Below are 13986 nucleotides of genomic sequence, written 5' to 3' on the forward strand. Positions count from 1 at the left end.
GCCTGGAGCACGCCCGCGGCTGGCGCGACGCCGTCCTGATCCCTGACGGCCGCTGGCGCGACGTCCTGTGGGGCCACCCCCACGGCCCGCTGTCCGATCTGCTCGCGGCCCTGCCGGTCGCGCTGCTCGTCCCGGAGGAGTGATCTTGCGGTTCGACGTCTGGGCGCCCTACGCCGCCCTGGTGGAGCTCGACCTCGACGGCGTCCGCCTGCCCATGGCCCCCGTCGACCGCGGCCACTGGACGGCCGAAACGGAAGCCGCCCACGGCTCCGGCTACGGCTATGTCCTGGACGGCGAGGGCCCCTTCCCCGATCCGCGCTCGTCGTGGCAGCCCGACGGCGTCCACGGCCTCAGCCGCGTCTACGACCACGCCCGCTTCCCCTGGACCGACCAGGCCCACCGCACCCCGCCGCTCGGCGGCGTGATCTACGAACTCCACGTCGGCACGTTCACCGCCGAGGGCACTTTCGACGCCGCCGTCGCCCGTCTCGACCATCTGACGGGCTTGGGCGTCGCGTTCGTCGAGCTGATGCCGGTGGCGGCCTTCCCCGGCCGGCACGGCTGGGGTTACGACGGCGTCCATCCGGGGGCCGTCCACGAGCCGTACGGCGGCCCCGACGGCCTGAAGCGGTTCGTCGACGCCTGCCACGCCCGTGGTCTCGGCGTCCTCCTGGACGTCGTCTACAACCATCTCGGCCCGGACGGCAACCAGTTGCCCCGGTTCGGCCCCTACTTCACCGATGCCCACGGCCCCACCCCCTGGGGCGACGCCGTCAACCTGGACCAGCCGGGCTCCGACGAGGTCCGCGCCCTGTTCCTGGCCAACGCCCGCGCCTGGCTGCACGACTTCCATCTGGACGGCCTGCGCCTCGACGCCGTCCACGCCTTCCGCGACACCCGCGCCCACCCGCTGCTGGAGGAGCTCGCCGCCCTCGACGGCCTGATCATCGCCGAGTCCGACCAGAACGACCCCCGGCTGGTCACCGACCGGGAGGCCGGCGGCCGCGGTCTGGACGGGGTCTGGAGCGACGATCTCCACCACGCCCTGCACGCCGCGCTGACCGGGGAACGCCACACCTACTACGTCGACTACGGCCCGCTCGGCACCCTCGCCAAGGCCCTGACGGAGCTCCATGTCCACGACGGCTGCCACTCGGTGTTCCGGGGCCGCTCCCACGGCCGTCCGGTCGATCCGGACGCCCCGCGCGAACGCTTCGTCGTCTCGCTGCAGAACCACGACCAGATCGGTAACCGCCCGCACGGCGACCGGCTCCCGCCCGCGCTGCTGCTGCTCGGCTCCCCGCTGGTCCTGCTCGCCCCCACCACCCCGCTGATCTTCATGGGGGAGGAGTGGGGCGCTTCCACCCCGTTCGCCTATTTCACCGACCACACCGACCCTGAGCTGGGCCGCGCCGTCACCGAGGGACGCCGCCGCGAGCACGGCCACGCGGGCGAGATCCCCGACCCGCAGGATCCCGCCACCCACGCCGCCTCGGTCCTCGACTGGAACGAGTCCAACCAGGCGCTCCTGGCCTGGTATCGCGCCCTGATCGCGCTGCGCGCCACGCCCGGCCTGACCCCGCCGAAGGTCGCCTACGACGAGGCGGCCCGCTGGCTCTCGATGGACCGCGGCGCGCTCCGCGCGGTCGTCAACTTCGGGCCCGGCGAGCTGGTGCTCCCCGCCGACGGCGAACTCAGGCTGGGCAGCTCTGATGAGGTCCGGCTGGAAGGCGGCGAACTGACCCTGCCGGGCGGCTCCTCGGCCGTCCTGCTGACGCCCTGATCAGCGGTGCAGCAGCCGGTCGCGGGCCGAGGCGAGGGGTTCGTGCTTGTCGAGATGACGCAGCCGCAGCATCCACACCGACAGGGTCGCCAGGCACGTCCCGCAGAAGAACAGCAGCAGCCCGTGGGAGCGCATCCAGCCTCCCCTGGTGTCGTAGGTGGGGGTGACGGGCAGGTCGTTGACCCTGGTCAGGAACCATCCGCCCATGTTCAGGACGCCCTCCACGAGGGCGTACCACCAGACCCGCGCGGTGTTCTCCACGAGCAGTCCGACCGTCCCGAACAGCGCCATCAAGAAAGCGAGCACCAAGGACACGCCCACCCAGGCCTCGATGAGGAAACCCTGCGGCAATGCCAGAAAGTGCAGGGCCGCAATTCCCAAGAACAGCACCGCTCCGACCGCGCGAGCGACGTCGGGCGCGGGGCGCACCAACGTCCGTGACATCGGGTAGTTGCCTCCACTAAGTCATAATCTGCCGTGTTTAAGCATGTACTACGAGTGTTAAACCGCAGGTCAAGCCTGTGTCCTTAGCCAGGAAACGTTCATGAATGGCCCTACGATCGGTCCCATGACCTCAGTACTGCTCGCCGAGGACGACACGTCCATCTCCGAGCCTCTCGCCCGCGCGCTGCGCCGCGAGGGGTACAACGTCGAAGTGAGCCCCGATGGACCGCAGGCCCTGGAACGGGCTCTCGGGGGAGGTGTGGACCTCATCGTGCTCGACCTCGGTCTGCCCGAGCTCGACGGGCTTGAGGTGGCCCGCCGGGTCCGTTCCGAAGGCCACGGCGTCCCCATCCTGATCCTGACCGCCCGCGCCGACGAGGTCGACACCGTCGTCGGTCTCGACGCGGGCGCCGACGACTACGTCACCAAGCCGTTCCGCCTTGCCGAACTGCTCGCGCGGGTCCGTGCGCTGCTGCGCCGCGGCTCCACCGAGACCCCGATCGTCCAGGGGGTGCGGATCGACGCCGAGTCGCGCCGCGCGTGGATGGGCGACAACGAACTCCAGCTCACCACCAAGGAGTTCGACCTGCTCCGGGTCCTGGTACGCGACGCGGGCAAGGTGGTCACCAGAGAGCAGATCATGAGGGAGGTCTGGGACACCAACTGGTGGGGTTCGACCAAGACGCTCGACATGCACATCTCGTGGCTGCGCCGCAAGCTCGGCGACGACGCCGCCAGCCCGCGCTACATCACCACGGTCCGCGGGGTGGGCTTCCGGTTCGAGCGGGGCGACTGACCTGGCGCACGGACCGCTCGACCTGCGGGTGCACTGACGAACGGGGGGTTGCCCGTCGAACACGGGCAACCACGGCCATAAGGAAAAGAACATGAGACGCCGACTGCTCCTGTCGACTCTCGGCGTCGCGATCACAGCGATCTTGCTGCTCGGCATTCCGCTGGCCTTCGTGATGAGCCGTTTCATCTATGAGGAGGCCGACCAGTCGCTCGGGTTGAAGGCGGCCTCGCTGATCAAGGAGATCGAGGTCCCGCTGAGCAAGGGCGAGAAGCCCGACGCCGACGAGATCGCCCGCGCCTATCCGGGCTACCACTTCGAGATCGAGCTGCCCGACGGCACCGATCTGACCGCGGGCCCCGAACTGGACGGCCCGACCATCCACAAGGCCAGCAACTCCGACAACATCACGGTGACGGCCTACCGGCTGCGCGCCGACGTCCGCGAGGACGTCGCCCAGCAGCTCATGCTGATCCTCAGCCTGGTCCTGCTGGCGATCGCGGTGGCGGTGGTCATGGCGATGGTGCTGGCCCGCAAACTGACCCTGCCGCTGGTCGATCTGGCCGACACCGCCGAACGGCTGGGCACCGGCAACGCCAGGCCGCGCCGCCGCCGCTACGGGATCCCCGAGGTCGACAAGGTCGCCGAGGTCCTCGACAGCAGCGCCGTCCGGATCGCCGATCTGCTGGCCGCGAGCCGCGAGTTCGCCTCGGACGCCAGCCACCAGCTCCGCACCCCTCTGACGGCCCTCACGATGCGCCTGGAGGAGATGGTCGAGGCCGCCGACTACCCGGACGTCGTGCGGGAGGAGGGCCACGCCGCCCTCGCCCAGGCCGAACGTCTCGTGGCGGTCGTGGAGCAGCTGCTGGCCCGCGCCAAGCACGACCGGACGGGCGCCGCCGTCCCGACCGTGGTCGACGACGTCGTCTCCCAGCAGGTCGAGGAGTGGCGGCCGATCTTCGCCAAGGACGGCCGCGACATCCAGGTGTTCGGCGAGCCCGATCTGGAGGCCGTGGTGACGCCGAGCTGCCTGTCCCAGATCGTGGCGACCCTGCTGGACAACTCGCTGATGCACGGCGCGGGCACCGTCACCCTGCGGACCAGGCTGCAGAAGCAGCATGTGGTCGTCGAGGTGGGCGACGAGGGTCCCGGCGTCCCGCCCGACCTCGCCAAGTCGATCTTCGATCGGAGTGTCAGCGGGGCCGGCGGCACCGGTCTCGGGCTCTATCTGGCGCGCTCGCTGGCCGCGGTGGACGGCGGCCGGCTGGAGCTGATCCAGGCCAAGCCCGCCGTGTTCGCGGTCTTCATGCGTCGGCGCGAGGAGGCCAGGCTGGCCGAGGAGCGGGTCGTGATCGGGCCGGCCTGAGCGGTGAACACCCATTTGCGGTAGGCCCAGAACCGGAAGACGGTCGCGGCGGCCGTGCCCGCGACGGTCGCGGTGTTGAACCAGAACGGCGAGTGCAGGTGCAGGACGTAGTAGACCAGCCCCACGAAGAGCTGGGTGATCACCAGCCCGATGCCGTTGAGGCCGAAGAACAGGACGTACTCCCGGCCCAGGCCGCCGCGCTCGCGATGCCGGAACGTCCAGTGCCGGTTCGCGAAGTAGGCGAAGGTCGTCGCGGCGACCGTCGCGAGGGTCAGGGACGTCAGCGGGCCCAGGCTCAGCCCGTACCGGAACAGGTTGTTCAGCAGCATCGTGATCACGAACGCGATCGCGCCGACACTGCCGAACTTGGCCAGTTCCCTGGCGACGCGCCGCAGCCGCGGACTCAGCTCAGCGACGAAGGTCAAGGAGACTGCCTTTCTCGTAACGGTCTTGACGAGCCGAAGCGTGAACGCTTCTGGATCACCCGGGCATTCCCCGGGGTCCGTCAGGTCTCGTCGGCGAGGCGTTCGCGGAGGGCGGCGCCCTTGGCCTTGGCCTGGCCGTAGAGGTCCTGCTGGAAGCCCAGCATCTTCTGCTGGAGCCCCTGGTCGGCCGTCGCCAGGATCCGGACCGCGAGCAGGCCCGCGTTTCTGGCGGCGCCCACCGCGACCGTCGCGACCGGGACGCCCGCGGGCATCTGGACGATCGACAGCAGCGAGTCCATGCCGTCCAGGTACTTCAGCGGGACGGGCACGCCGATCACCGGCAGCGGGGTGACGGAGGCCAGCATTCCGGGCAGATGGGCCGCGCCACCCGCCCCCGCGATGATCACCTTGAGGCCGCGGGACGCCGCCTCCGTGCCGTACTCGATCATGTCGAGGGGCATCCGGTGCGCGGAGACCACATCGGCCTCGTACGGGATCCCGAACTCCTCCAGGGCTTCGGCCGCGGCCCGCATGACCGGCCAGTCCGAGTCCGAGCCCATGACGACGCCCACCAGCGGGGACATTTACTTCCTCTCTTCCGGGTAGACGAGACCCGGGTCGCGTAGGTAGAGCGAGGCGTGTTCGGCCCGCGCCCGCAGCTTCGGCAGGTCGTCGCCGAGCACGTTCACGTGGCCGATCTTGCGGCCGGGACGGACGTCCTTGCCATAGAAGTGGATCTTCAGCCCGGGGTCGTGGGCCATGCAGTGCTCGTAACGGTCGTACAGATCGGGGTCGTCGCCGCCGAGCAGGTTGCCCATGACCGTCCAGGGGGCGTGCGGGGCGGTGTCGCCGAGCGGCAGGTCAAGGACGGCCCGCAGGTGCTGCTCGAACTGGGAGGTGACGCTGCCGTCGGTGGTCCAGTGGCCCGAGTTGTGGGGGCGCATGGCCAGTTCGTTGACGATCAGGCCGCCGTCGGTCGCGAACAGTTCGACGGCCAGCAGCCCGACCACGTCGAGCTCCTCGGCGATCCGCAGGGCGAGGCGCTGGGCCTGCGCGGCGGTCTCGGGGTCGAGCCCCTCGGCGGGGGCGATCACCTCGACGCAGATGCCGTCCTGCTGGACGGTCTCGACGATCGGCCAGGCCGCGCCCTGCCCGTGCGGGGAGCGCGCCACCAGGGCGGCCAGCTCGCGCTGGAAAGGCACGAACTCCTCGACCATCAGCTCGGCCCCCGACGCGAGGGGTTCGGCGGCCGACCCGGCGTCCCTGACCACCCAGACGCCCTTGCCGTCGTAGCCACCCCTGACGGCCTTCACCACGACCGGCCATCCGTGCTTTTCGGCGAACGCCGTGACATCGTCGACCGTGTGAACCGGGGCGAAGCCAGGGCAGGGCGCGCCGAGCGCGCTCAGCCTGCGGCGCATCACCAGCTTGTCCTGGGCGTGCAGCAGCGCCGCCGAACCGGGCAGGCAGCGCACGCCCGCGGCCTCCAGCGCCTGGATGTGCTCGGCGGGCACGTGCTCGTGGTCCCAGGTGACGACGTCACAGCCGTCGGCGAAGGCCAGCAGGTCGTCGAGGGAGGTGTGGGAGCCGATCCGGACGTCGGCGCAGACCAGCGCGGCCGAGTCGTCGGGACGTTCGGCGAGCACCCGCAGCCGCACCCCGAGCGCGATCGCGGCGCCCTGCGTCATGCGGGCGAGCTGGCCGCCCCCCACCATTCCGACAACCGGCATCTGACCTGGACTTCTCACATCCCGGAAGTTTAGTGGTCCCGGACCAACCGAAAGGACGCCCATGGCACCGACCCTCATCGGGCACCGCGGCGGCGGCACCGGCGCGGCGGAGAACACCCTGGAATCCCTGCTGGGCGCCGTCGAGCAGGGGCTGAGCTGGGTCGAGATCGACGTCCAGCGGACGGCCGCCGACACGCTCGTGCTCCGCCACGATCCGGTGACCGCTGACGGGGCGTTCCTCATGGACGGCGACGGCCAGGGCCTCCTGCGCCTGGAGGAGGTGTTCGAGGCGCTCCCGCCGGAGATCGGCATCGACATCGACGTCAAGACCGTCCTGGAGGACGCGCTCGACTACCGAACCGCCCCCCTGCTCAGAAAGCTGGTCGCCACCGAGGCCCTACGCCGCCCCCTAATGATCACCTCGTTCGACCCGGCACTCCTGATGCGCTTCTCCGACCTGGGCGTCCCCCTAGGCCTCCTGACCTGGCTGTGGTTCCCCATCGGCCACGCCGTCGCGGCCGCCGCCGGCCTGGGCCTGGACGCGATCGCCCTCCACACCGGCTCCTGCGAGCCCGCCTCAGGCAAACAGCGCCCCTTCACCCACTGCGTCGAGGTGGCCCACAAGGCCGGCCTCGACGTGATCGTCTGGTGCCCGAAGCCCGCCGAGATCCCGACCTACGCAGCCGCCGACTACCTAGTCATCGACGACGTCCCCGGCTCGCTCGCCCACCTAGCCGTGCTGACCACCCCCCACCCCTAACCAACGACCACAACCTGGACGCGGTCGCGGGCACCCACCAGATTCGCGGAGTCCAGGACTCCAGGCGTCACTTCTGGATGTGCCAGCGAAAGTCGGCTATAGCTGTGGCGGTTTTCCTTCCAGAACCAAGCCGGTGTTGCGGATCATCTGCTGGATCGATGTCTTCACTTGGTCGAGGCGTTCGGAATTCTTCTCTAGCACCTGAAGTTCGTAGGACTTCTGTGCCGCGAAAGCGGTTCCTGTGTAGTTCGCCTTGAGCTTGCATTCCACGTCGGCCGCCGCTGTCTGGATCTCCCGGCGCGAAATGGGATGCGTTGCATCAACCTTGTGGCTGAATGCCGGGTCGTCGACGGCCTTTGCCGGACTGCTGTAGGAGTAGCCGCGACCTTTCATGCATGATTTCCACTTTTCAAGGGCCTGCTTCACTCGGGGGTCGGCATTCGTCCTGTCGAGGGCCTCGTCGCGCAGCGTTGGCGGATACATGATGACGTCGATGAGCTCGGCCTTGACGAGCTTGCCATGTGCCCCGCCTCCGCAACCCTTGGGCGGAATGGCCTTGCCGTTGTACTCTGAGAGCTGGCCCTCGCCGTAGTAGACGTTGTGTTCGACCGGAGTGGGCTTCCGATACCCGGAAAGTCCTGGTGGGGTGGGATCCTGCCCTGCGGGACCACCACGATAGCCAAACCGTGCCGCACTATCCGCATCCTGAACGCCGAACAGCCTGCTGTTGCGGCCTTGGTCCGGGATGGCAGTCCGCGTGGCGACCGGAGCCCAGGTCAGCCCGAACTCCTTCATGCAGTCGCGTGCGACAAGTTGAACGGCAATATCGTAGTCGGCCTGCTGCTGAGGGGTCAGAATATAAGCATCCAGGGGAAGTGCGATTCCGCCTTTGGCTGCCCCGGGGTTGACCGGTTCGTAATCCGGTGCATCTGATTTCACCTGCTGATCGCCACCGCTGGCCTCACCCTTATCCGAGGCGCATCCTGAGAGGCCGAGGAGGAGGAGGACCAGGCCGATGAGCGCAACATTTCTTAGCTGCATGTTCGTTCCTTCCAGCCAGGCGAAAACAGAGTTGATCTTTACATATGGCCCCGGTCTGCACAAGAGCCGATCTACCTTTGCCTCCTGGCAAGGGATGCAGGTTGCGGGCAACCTCCCAATTTGGCAAGTGGCTCTCGGTGTGGCCGGGAGCGCCGAGAGTGCGGTGGGCGGGTTTTGTCCTCGGCGCGCATCGGTGTCGGCCAGGGGGTGGCCGGGTTGCGTTGGTTGGCGGGCTGGCGAAAGGGGTCGGGTGGTTGCGGCTGAGGGGCGGTGCCTTGGGGGGTTTATCCGGTAGGTTGTCGCGGATCGCGCGTTACCTCCCCATTATTCGAGGTCTGGTGTCTGATATCTCTGAACTCGACCGGTCGGCGCAGGTGGCTGCGCCGGAGCGTCCTGCGGCCAAGCCGTTGCGGGGTAGGCGCCGGGTACTGCTCTTGACGGCGGCTGGGGCGGTAGCGGTGTCGGTTGCCGGGCTTGGGGCTTCGACGTTGGTGAAGTCACCCGAGCAGCTGGCGGCCGAGGCCGAGGCGCCAAAGGCCTCGGTGATTTCCGCGACGGTGGAGCGGCGGGTTCTGCGAGAGACGGTGACCCTTCGGGGAACCGTGGCGCCAGGGCGGACGATTGAGGTTTCCCCGGCGGCCTCTGCTGAGGCCGGAAAATTGGTGGTGTCGGCTCCGCCGTTGAAGGTGGGGAGACGGGTGCGGGCTGGGGAAGTTGTTTCCGTGATCTCCGGACGGCCGATCATTGCCTTGCCGGGAAAGGTTCCCGCTTATCGCGATTTGCGGCAGGGCATGAAGGGGCCTGATGTGGTGCAGGTTCAGAGCGCGCTGCGGTCTCTGGGATATGCGATCGCGGATAACCCGGGGATATATGGGGTGGGAACTCAGGCTGCGGTGAAGCGGCTGTTCGAGGTCGGAGGGTTCGATCCGGTGGTCGAGGAGGTCCCGACCGCCGAGAAGCCGACGGTCGATGACCCTCAGGACAAAGGGAAGCCGGAGAAGCCAAAGAAGGCCGTGGTGCTGCGATCGGGGGAGGTCGTGTTCGTTCCGAAGTTCCCCGCGCGGGTCATCGAAGCCAAGGCTGCCCTCGGCGCCGAGGTCAAAGGTGTGGTGCTGAAACTGGCCGCCGGTGAACTGGTCGTGCAGGGACGGCTGTCACAGGTCGACAGGAAGCTGGTCAAAGCAGGCCGGGCAGTGAAGATCCTCTCTGAGGAGACGGGGATCGAGGCCCGGGGACGCGTGGTGTCCATCGGTCCCTTCGTGACGGGAGAAGGCGGCGACGGCACGGGCCCGGCTGAGCCCGGTCATCCGATCGTGGTCGAGGGAGTCCGTCCCCTACCGGAGAAACTCGCGGGCCAGGACGTGCGGCTGACCATCGAAGCGGCCTCGACCGATAAGCCGGTCCTGGTCGTGCCGGCTTCGGCGATCTATGCGGTCGCGGACGGCAGTACCCAGGTCGTCAAAATCGGCGCGGACGGCACTCAGGCTCGGGTCACGGTTACCACCGGTGCCCTTGGCGGTGGCTTCGTCGAAGTCAAGACCGATGAACTACAGGACGGCGACAAGGTCGTGGTGGGCGCCGGATGACGCCGGTCATCGAGTTCGCGGGGGTAGGCCGCATCTATCCAGGGCCGCCGCCGGTGACGGCCCTGAAGCCCGCTGACCTGGTCATCCGGCGCGGCGAATATGTGACGGTGGTCGGTCCGTCAGGTTCGGGCAAGTCCACGTTTCTCAACGTCGCCGGAATGCTGGACAGGCCGTCTCAGGGAATTTACCGGTTGGACGGCATCGACACCGCAGCCCTGAACGAGCGAGACCGCACCGCTTTGCGTGGTCGCAGGATCGGCTTTGTGTTCCAGTCATTTCACCTGCTCGCACAGCGGAGCGCCGTCGAGAACGTCATGCTGTCCCTCCTTTACACCGGAGGGGCACGTAAGGCCCGCCGCAAGATGGCGGAGGAAATGCTGGAGCGGGTGGGGCTCGGCCACAGGCTGGATGCGGCCACCGGTCAGATGTCCGGCGGAGAGCGTCAAAGGGTCGCGATCGCCCGGGCCCTGGTTAACCGACCCAGCCTTCTCCTGTGCGATGAACCGACGGGAAACCTGGATTCCAAAACCGCCCAGACCGTTCTCGGCCTCATTGACGAACTCCATGCCGACGGCTTCACGGTCATGATCGTCACACATGATCCTGGTGTGGCGGCGAGAGGCCAGCGGGCCGTGGTGATCCGGGACGGGCTGCTCCGTGAAGCAGATCCGGGTGAGCTGTCCGTTGAGGCCGTCCAAACCACGGTGAGTACAGCATGAGTCGCAAGACCGCACGCATTGAGCCCACTCGTTTGGCTGTACGGGATGCGGTGGAGGAAGCACTTTCCGCGATGCTCGCCCGCCCGGCCAGAGCAAGTCTGACCGTGCTGGGGACGCTTTTGGGGGTGGCCGCATTCGTCGCGGTCCTCGGCCTCACCGCGACGGCGAGTGGCCAGATCTCCAAGCGCTTCACGGCTCTGGCGGCCACCGAGGTCATGGTCGAGGATGCCCCTCAAGACCCGACCACAGCCGATTTCGCGTATCCGAAAGACACCGAACAGCGCCTTGCGGCCCTCAACGGAGTCGTCAACGCCGGGGTGTTCTGGCAGCCGAAGCTCGGTGCGGGCGGTGTCAACGTCTACGCGAGGCCACCACGGTTGGGTGACGATGGCGGTGAACCGTTGACGGTCCTGGCCGCCAGCCCGGGCTACCTGGCTGCCATTCACGCCAAGGTCGGTTCCGGACGGCTCTTCGACGCCTTCCACCAGAAACACGGCCTCAGGGTATGTGTTCTGGGAAGGGCCGCGGCCGCGAGGCTCGGAATCACGAGAATGGACGCCCAGCCAGCGATCTTTGTGGGGGATGTGGCTTTGACCGTCGTCGGAATCATCGACGACGTCGAACGTCAGGCCGAGACGCTCCTGTCAGTCATCGTCCCTTCCAGCACAGCGGTGGATCTCTGGGGAAAGCTCAACGCGTCAGAGGGCCAATCGCCCAAGGTGTTGATCGAGACCAGGCTGGGCGCTGCTCAATTGATCGCCTCCCAGGCGGCCCTCGCCATTCGGCCAGACCAGCCTGACCGCTTTAAAGTAACCGCCCCGCCGGATCCCAAGCAGCTCAGGAACCAGGTCGGGACCGACCTCGGCTCGCTCTTTCTCGCTTTGGCCGGCATCTGTCTGGTCATCGGAGCGGTGGGTATCGCCAACACCACTTTGGTGGCCGTTCTCGAGCGGACGTCCGAAATCGGGCTGAGACGCTCGCTCGGCGCCCGCCGAAGGCATATCGCCAGCCAATTCCTCACGGAATCCGCGGTACTCGGACTACTCGGCGGGCTGATCGGCACCAGCCTCGGCGTCGCCGTCGTCGTGGGCACGGCACTGTTCCAGGACTGGACCCCCATCCTGGCCCCGGAGACCGTCCTCCCCGCCCCCGTCATCGGGGCGATCACCGGCATCCTGGCCGGGCTGTATCCGGCCTGGCGAGCAGGAAAGATCGAACCAGTCGAAGCCCTCCGACGCTAGACCTGAACGGTTCAGCCGAAGGTACTTCACAGCAAGCGCTTGGGGAGCGCTCAATCGGCGCGGGTGTTTCGGGCTTCTTCGAGCCAGGCGAGGGTGTTCTGGGTGAGGGCTTCGGTGGCGATGGCTTTGGCGGTGCCGGTGTTCAGGCTGTTGAGGGAGCTGTCGATCCAGGGCTGGACGTTCGCATGGCCTTGCTCCTGGTATTCGCGGGCTTGGAGGAGGCATTCGAGTTTGTCGGCGTCGCGGGCGCAGCGGGCTTCGAGGGTTTCGGCGGCTTCGTATTCGGTGACGGCTGCTCGCACGAGGCCGCCGATCGTTTCGGGGAGTGCCCGGACCTGGTCGGCGGTGACGTCGCCGTTGGGGGCGGCGGTCACGTAGCGCTTGGCGAGGTGGGGGAGGTCGGTGGTGCGGGTTTCTTGGGAGTCGTGCCAGAGAGCGAGGAAGGAGGCGCGTTGGGGGTCGGCTCCTTCGAGGGTGGCGATGACGGAGGCGATGACGCTGACGCGGAAGGTGTGGTCGGCGATGGATTCGGGGAGCGGGACGCCGACGGTGGACCAGCCGGTTCGTTTGAAGCGTTTGAGCAGGCCCATCTCGTAGAGAAACCCGGTGACCTCCCGGAGTTCGTCGCTCACGCGCGGACCACCCTTCCCGTGGATCGATCGGTGGGATGGCAGCCTAGACGTGGCCCGCTTTGATCGCGTTGAGGAGAGCGCTGTAGGTGGCGCGGCTGTACACGTGGTGGCCGTGCTCGGGATGTTTCGAATCGCGTAGCCCGACGGAGCCGAGGAGGATCGCAGACTCAACACAGTCCCCTGACGTCGCGTTGCTGTAGCTGCTCTTGCGCCACTGGGGACTGGGCGTCATCTGATGATCTCCAGATACTCGTTCAAGAGGTCGGGCACCGGGCTCAGAAAGTTGATCTAGGGGTGGGTGGCGGATGCGGAGATCAACTTGCGCAATGAGGCGCGGCTGATCAGCAGCGGAGCGATGGCGGGATGTTTGGAGTCACGGACTGCGATATCGCGACGGCCAGCCTCGGCGAGCTCGACGCACTCGCCGTTACCGCTGCTGTGGGTGCTCTTGCGCCACTGGGCGCGGGACAGGTCGAGAGTGCTCATCGGCCCCGCACCTCCTCTCACTTACCTTCGGAAGCGCGCCTCTCGATCAGGGCAGCCGATGCCGCCGGGCTGAGGGCGATAGCGCGCAGATGCTCAAACATCACCGTATAACGGCTGACGTCGCGCTCCTCCTCTAGGAAGAGATCACCGGCCATGCTGTCGATGTAAACGACGTCCGTACTGGCGGATTCAGCAAATCGCATGACCACAAACGACCCCGGCATGCCCGGATGCGCCCCCCGCATCGAACGGAACGACTTGGAGCGTGACGTTCGGAAGGCGCGAGACCTTGATCAGGTGCCCCAGTTGCTCGGCGAGCAAGGCCGGGCTGCCGACTGTGCGGACCAAGACGGCCTCGTCGATGATCAACCACAGCTTGAGCAGCGGTTGCCGGTAGAGCAGCTCCTGTCGGTTGATCCGGGCCTCGACCCTCGCCCTGATCTCATCGTCCGTTGCCTCGGGCAGGGTTCCGCGAATCACCGCCTCGGCATAATCCTTCGTCTGCAACAGGCCCGGCACGAACGCGGCCTGGTAGTTCCAGACCGTATCGGCCTCCTCCTCGAAGTAGATGTACGTCGTGTACCGCTCGGGTAGCTCGCCCTTGAACGTATTGATCCATCCCCCACGCTGGCTGCTGTCGCGGAGCAGTGCCAGAAGGCGTTCCTGATCTTCCTGCGGGACGCGATAGAGCTCCATGAGGGTCGTGGCCGTGCGTACCTGCGGTCGGACGCGTGCGGTCTCTACGCGATAGAGCGTTGCGCCATTGATCTTGGTTTGTGCCTCGACTTCATCGCGGGTAAGACCTGCCTCGTTGCGAAGCCTCAGCATCTCCGCACCAAAGCGACGTAGACGGACCGTCGGCGGTTTCGCAGGCTTAGCCATGACCTGACCTCCCAGCTTGTGATTGATCGGAAGTCTGCCTGGGATGCAGAGCGATCACAAGCGTATGAAGCAAGTGCATACAGGTTAGATGCATACCT

The 13986-nt window shown here is 67.4% G+C and carries 16 protein-coding genes and 1 pseudogene; 7 read left to right on the forward strand and 10 right to left on the reverse strand.

Going from position 1 to position 13986, the window contains the following annotated elements:
• Nucleotides 1–139: 139 nt before the first annotated feature.
• Nucleotides 140–1783, forward strand: coding sequence for a malto-oligosyltrehalose trehalohydrolase (gene treZ / locus ACYVE7_RS04980; protein ID WP_460363337.1), 1644 nt, complete (start codon nt 140–142; stop codon nt 1781–1783).
• Here treZ and ACYVE7_RS04985 read toward each other — a convergent pair whose 3' ends face one another.
• Nucleotides 1784–2227 (reverse strand): hypothetical protein, encoded by a 444-nt coding sequence (locus tag ACYVE7_RS04985; RefSeq protein ID WP_460363338.1) that lies wholly within the window; start codon nt 2225–2227, stop codon nt 1784–1786.
• 124 nt (nt 2228–2351) lie between these two features.
• Here ACYVE7_RS04985 and ACYVE7_RS04990 point away from each other — a divergent pair, with 124 nt between their 5' ends.
• Both ACYVE7_RS04990 and ACYVE7_RS04995 read left to right on the forward strand, forming a co-directional pair.
• The gene (locus ACYVE7_RS04990; protein ID WP_460363339.1) at nt 2352–3023 is read left to right on the forward strand and encodes a response regulator transcription factor; all 672 of its coding nucleotides are present in this window, start codon (nt 2352–2354) and stop codon (nt 3021–3023) included.
• Nucleotides 3024–3114: 91 nt separating this feature from the next.
• The gene (locus ACYVE7_RS04995) at nt 3115–4386 is read left to right on the forward strand and encodes a sensor histidine kinase (RefSeq protein WP_460363340.1); all 1272 of its coding nucleotides are present in this window, start codon (nt 3115–3117) and stop codon (nt 4384–4386) included.
• 17 nt (nt 4387–4403) lie between these two features.
• On the opposite strand, the pseudogene ACYVE7_RS05000 reads toward ACYVE7_RS04995, so the two are convergent.
• From ACYVE7_RS05000 to ACYVE7_RS05010, 3 genes and pseudogenes are all read right to left on the reverse strand, one after another.
• Nucleotides 4404–4811: pseudogene (locus tag ACYVE7_RS05000) on the reverse strand (GtrA family protein); the annotation flags it as partial.
• An 80-nt stretch (nt 4812–4891) separates the two neighbouring features.
• Nucleotides 4892–5395, reverse strand: coding sequence for a 5-(carboxyamino)imidazole ribonucleotide mutase (gene purE, locus ACYVE7_RS05005; protein ID WP_460363341.1), 504 nt, complete (start codon nt 5393–5395; stop codon nt 4892–4894).
• On the reverse strand, nt 5396–6541 hold the full coding sequence (locus ACYVE7_RS05010) for a 5-(carboxyamino)imidazole ribonucleotide synthase (RefSeq protein WP_460363342.1): 1146 nt from the start codon (nt 6539–6541) through the stop codon (nt 5396–5398). It abuts the gene before it with no gap.
• Nucleotides 6542–6602: 61 nt separating this feature from the next.
• Here ACYVE7_RS05010 and ACYVE7_RS05015 point away from each other — a divergent pair, with 61 nt between their 5' ends.
• Nucleotides 6603–7301: a glycerophosphodiester phosphodiesterase gene (locus ACYVE7_RS05015; protein ID WP_460363343.1), complete on the forward strand. Its 699-nt coding sequence runs from the start codon at nt 6603–6605 to the stop codon at nt 7299–7301.
• Between the two features lie 96 nt (nt 7302–7397).
• On the opposite strand, the gene ACYVE7_RS05020 is transcribed toward ACYVE7_RS05015, so the two are convergent.
• Nucleotides 7398–8342, reverse strand: coding sequence for a hypothetical protein (locus ACYVE7_RS05020; protein WP_460363344.1), 945 nt, complete (start codon nt 8340–8342; stop codon nt 7398–7400).
• Nucleotides 8343–8800: 458 nt separating this feature from the next.
• Between ACYVE7_RS05020 and ACYVE7_RS05025 the strand changes: the two genes are divergently transcribed.
• Genes ACYVE7_RS05025 through ACYVE7_RS05035 form a run of 3 tightly spaced genes read left to right on the forward strand, consistent with a single transcriptional unit; the run spans nt 8801 to nt 11888 of the window.
• Entirely contained in the window at nt 8801–9928 is a 1128-nt protein-coding gene (locus tag ACYVE7_RS05025) for a peptidoglycan-binding protein (protein ID WP_460363345.1), read from the forward strand.
• Nucleotides 9925–10647: an ABC transporter ATP-binding protein gene (locus ACYVE7_RS05030; RefSeq protein ID WP_460363346.1), complete on the forward strand. Its 723-nt coding sequence runs from the start codon at nt 9925–9927 to the stop codon at nt 10645–10647. Before ACYVE7_RS05025 ends, ACYVE7_RS05030 begins: the two co-directional genes overlap by 4 nt.
• Nucleotides 10644–11888, forward strand: coding sequence for an ABC transporter permease (locus ACYVE7_RS05035; RefSeq protein ID WP_460363347.1), 1245 nt, complete (start codon nt 10644–10646; stop codon nt 11886–11888). The genes ACYVE7_RS05030 and ACYVE7_RS05035 overlap by 4 nt, the downstream gene beginning before the upstream one ends.
• A gap of 50 nt (nt 11889–11938) precedes the next feature.
• On the opposite strand, the gene ACYVE7_RS05040 is transcribed toward ACYVE7_RS05035, so the two are convergent.
• Genes ACYVE7_RS05040 through ACYVE7_RS05060 form a run of 5 tightly spaced genes read right to left on the reverse strand, consistent with a single transcriptional unit; the run spans nt 11939 to nt 13888 of the window.
• A complete protein-coding gene (locus tag ACYVE7_RS05040; protein WP_460363348.1) occupies nt 11939–12520 on the reverse strand; it encodes an HD domain-containing protein in 582 nt (193 codons plus the stop codon).
• 43 nt (nt 12521–12563) lie between these two features.
• Entirely contained in the window at nt 12564–12752 is a 189-nt protein-coding gene (locus ACYVE7_RS05045) for a DUF397 domain-containing protein (protein WP_460363349.1), read from the reverse strand.
• A 56-nt stretch (nt 12753–12808) separates the two neighbouring features.
• Entirely contained in the window at nt 12809–13006 is a 198-nt protein-coding gene (locus ACYVE7_RS05050; RefSeq protein ID WP_460363350.1) for a DUF397 domain-containing protein, read from the reverse strand.
• Nucleotides 13007–13023: 17 nt separating this feature from the next.
• Entirely contained in the window at nt 13024–13209 is a 186-nt protein-coding gene (locus tag ACYVE7_RS05055; protein ID WP_460363351.1) for a Scr1 family TA system antitoxin-like transcriptional regulator, read from the reverse strand.
• Complete coding sequence (locus tag ACYVE7_RS05060; protein ID WP_460363352.1) at nt 13196–13888, reverse strand: helix-turn-helix domain-containing protein; 693 nt, start codon at nt 13886–13888, stop codon at nt 13196–13198. Before ACYVE7_RS05060 ends, ACYVE7_RS05055 begins: the two co-directional genes overlap by 14 nt.
• Nucleotides 13889–13986: the final 98 nt, after the last annotated feature.

Source organism: Actinocorallia lasiicapitis (assembly GCF_054778695.1).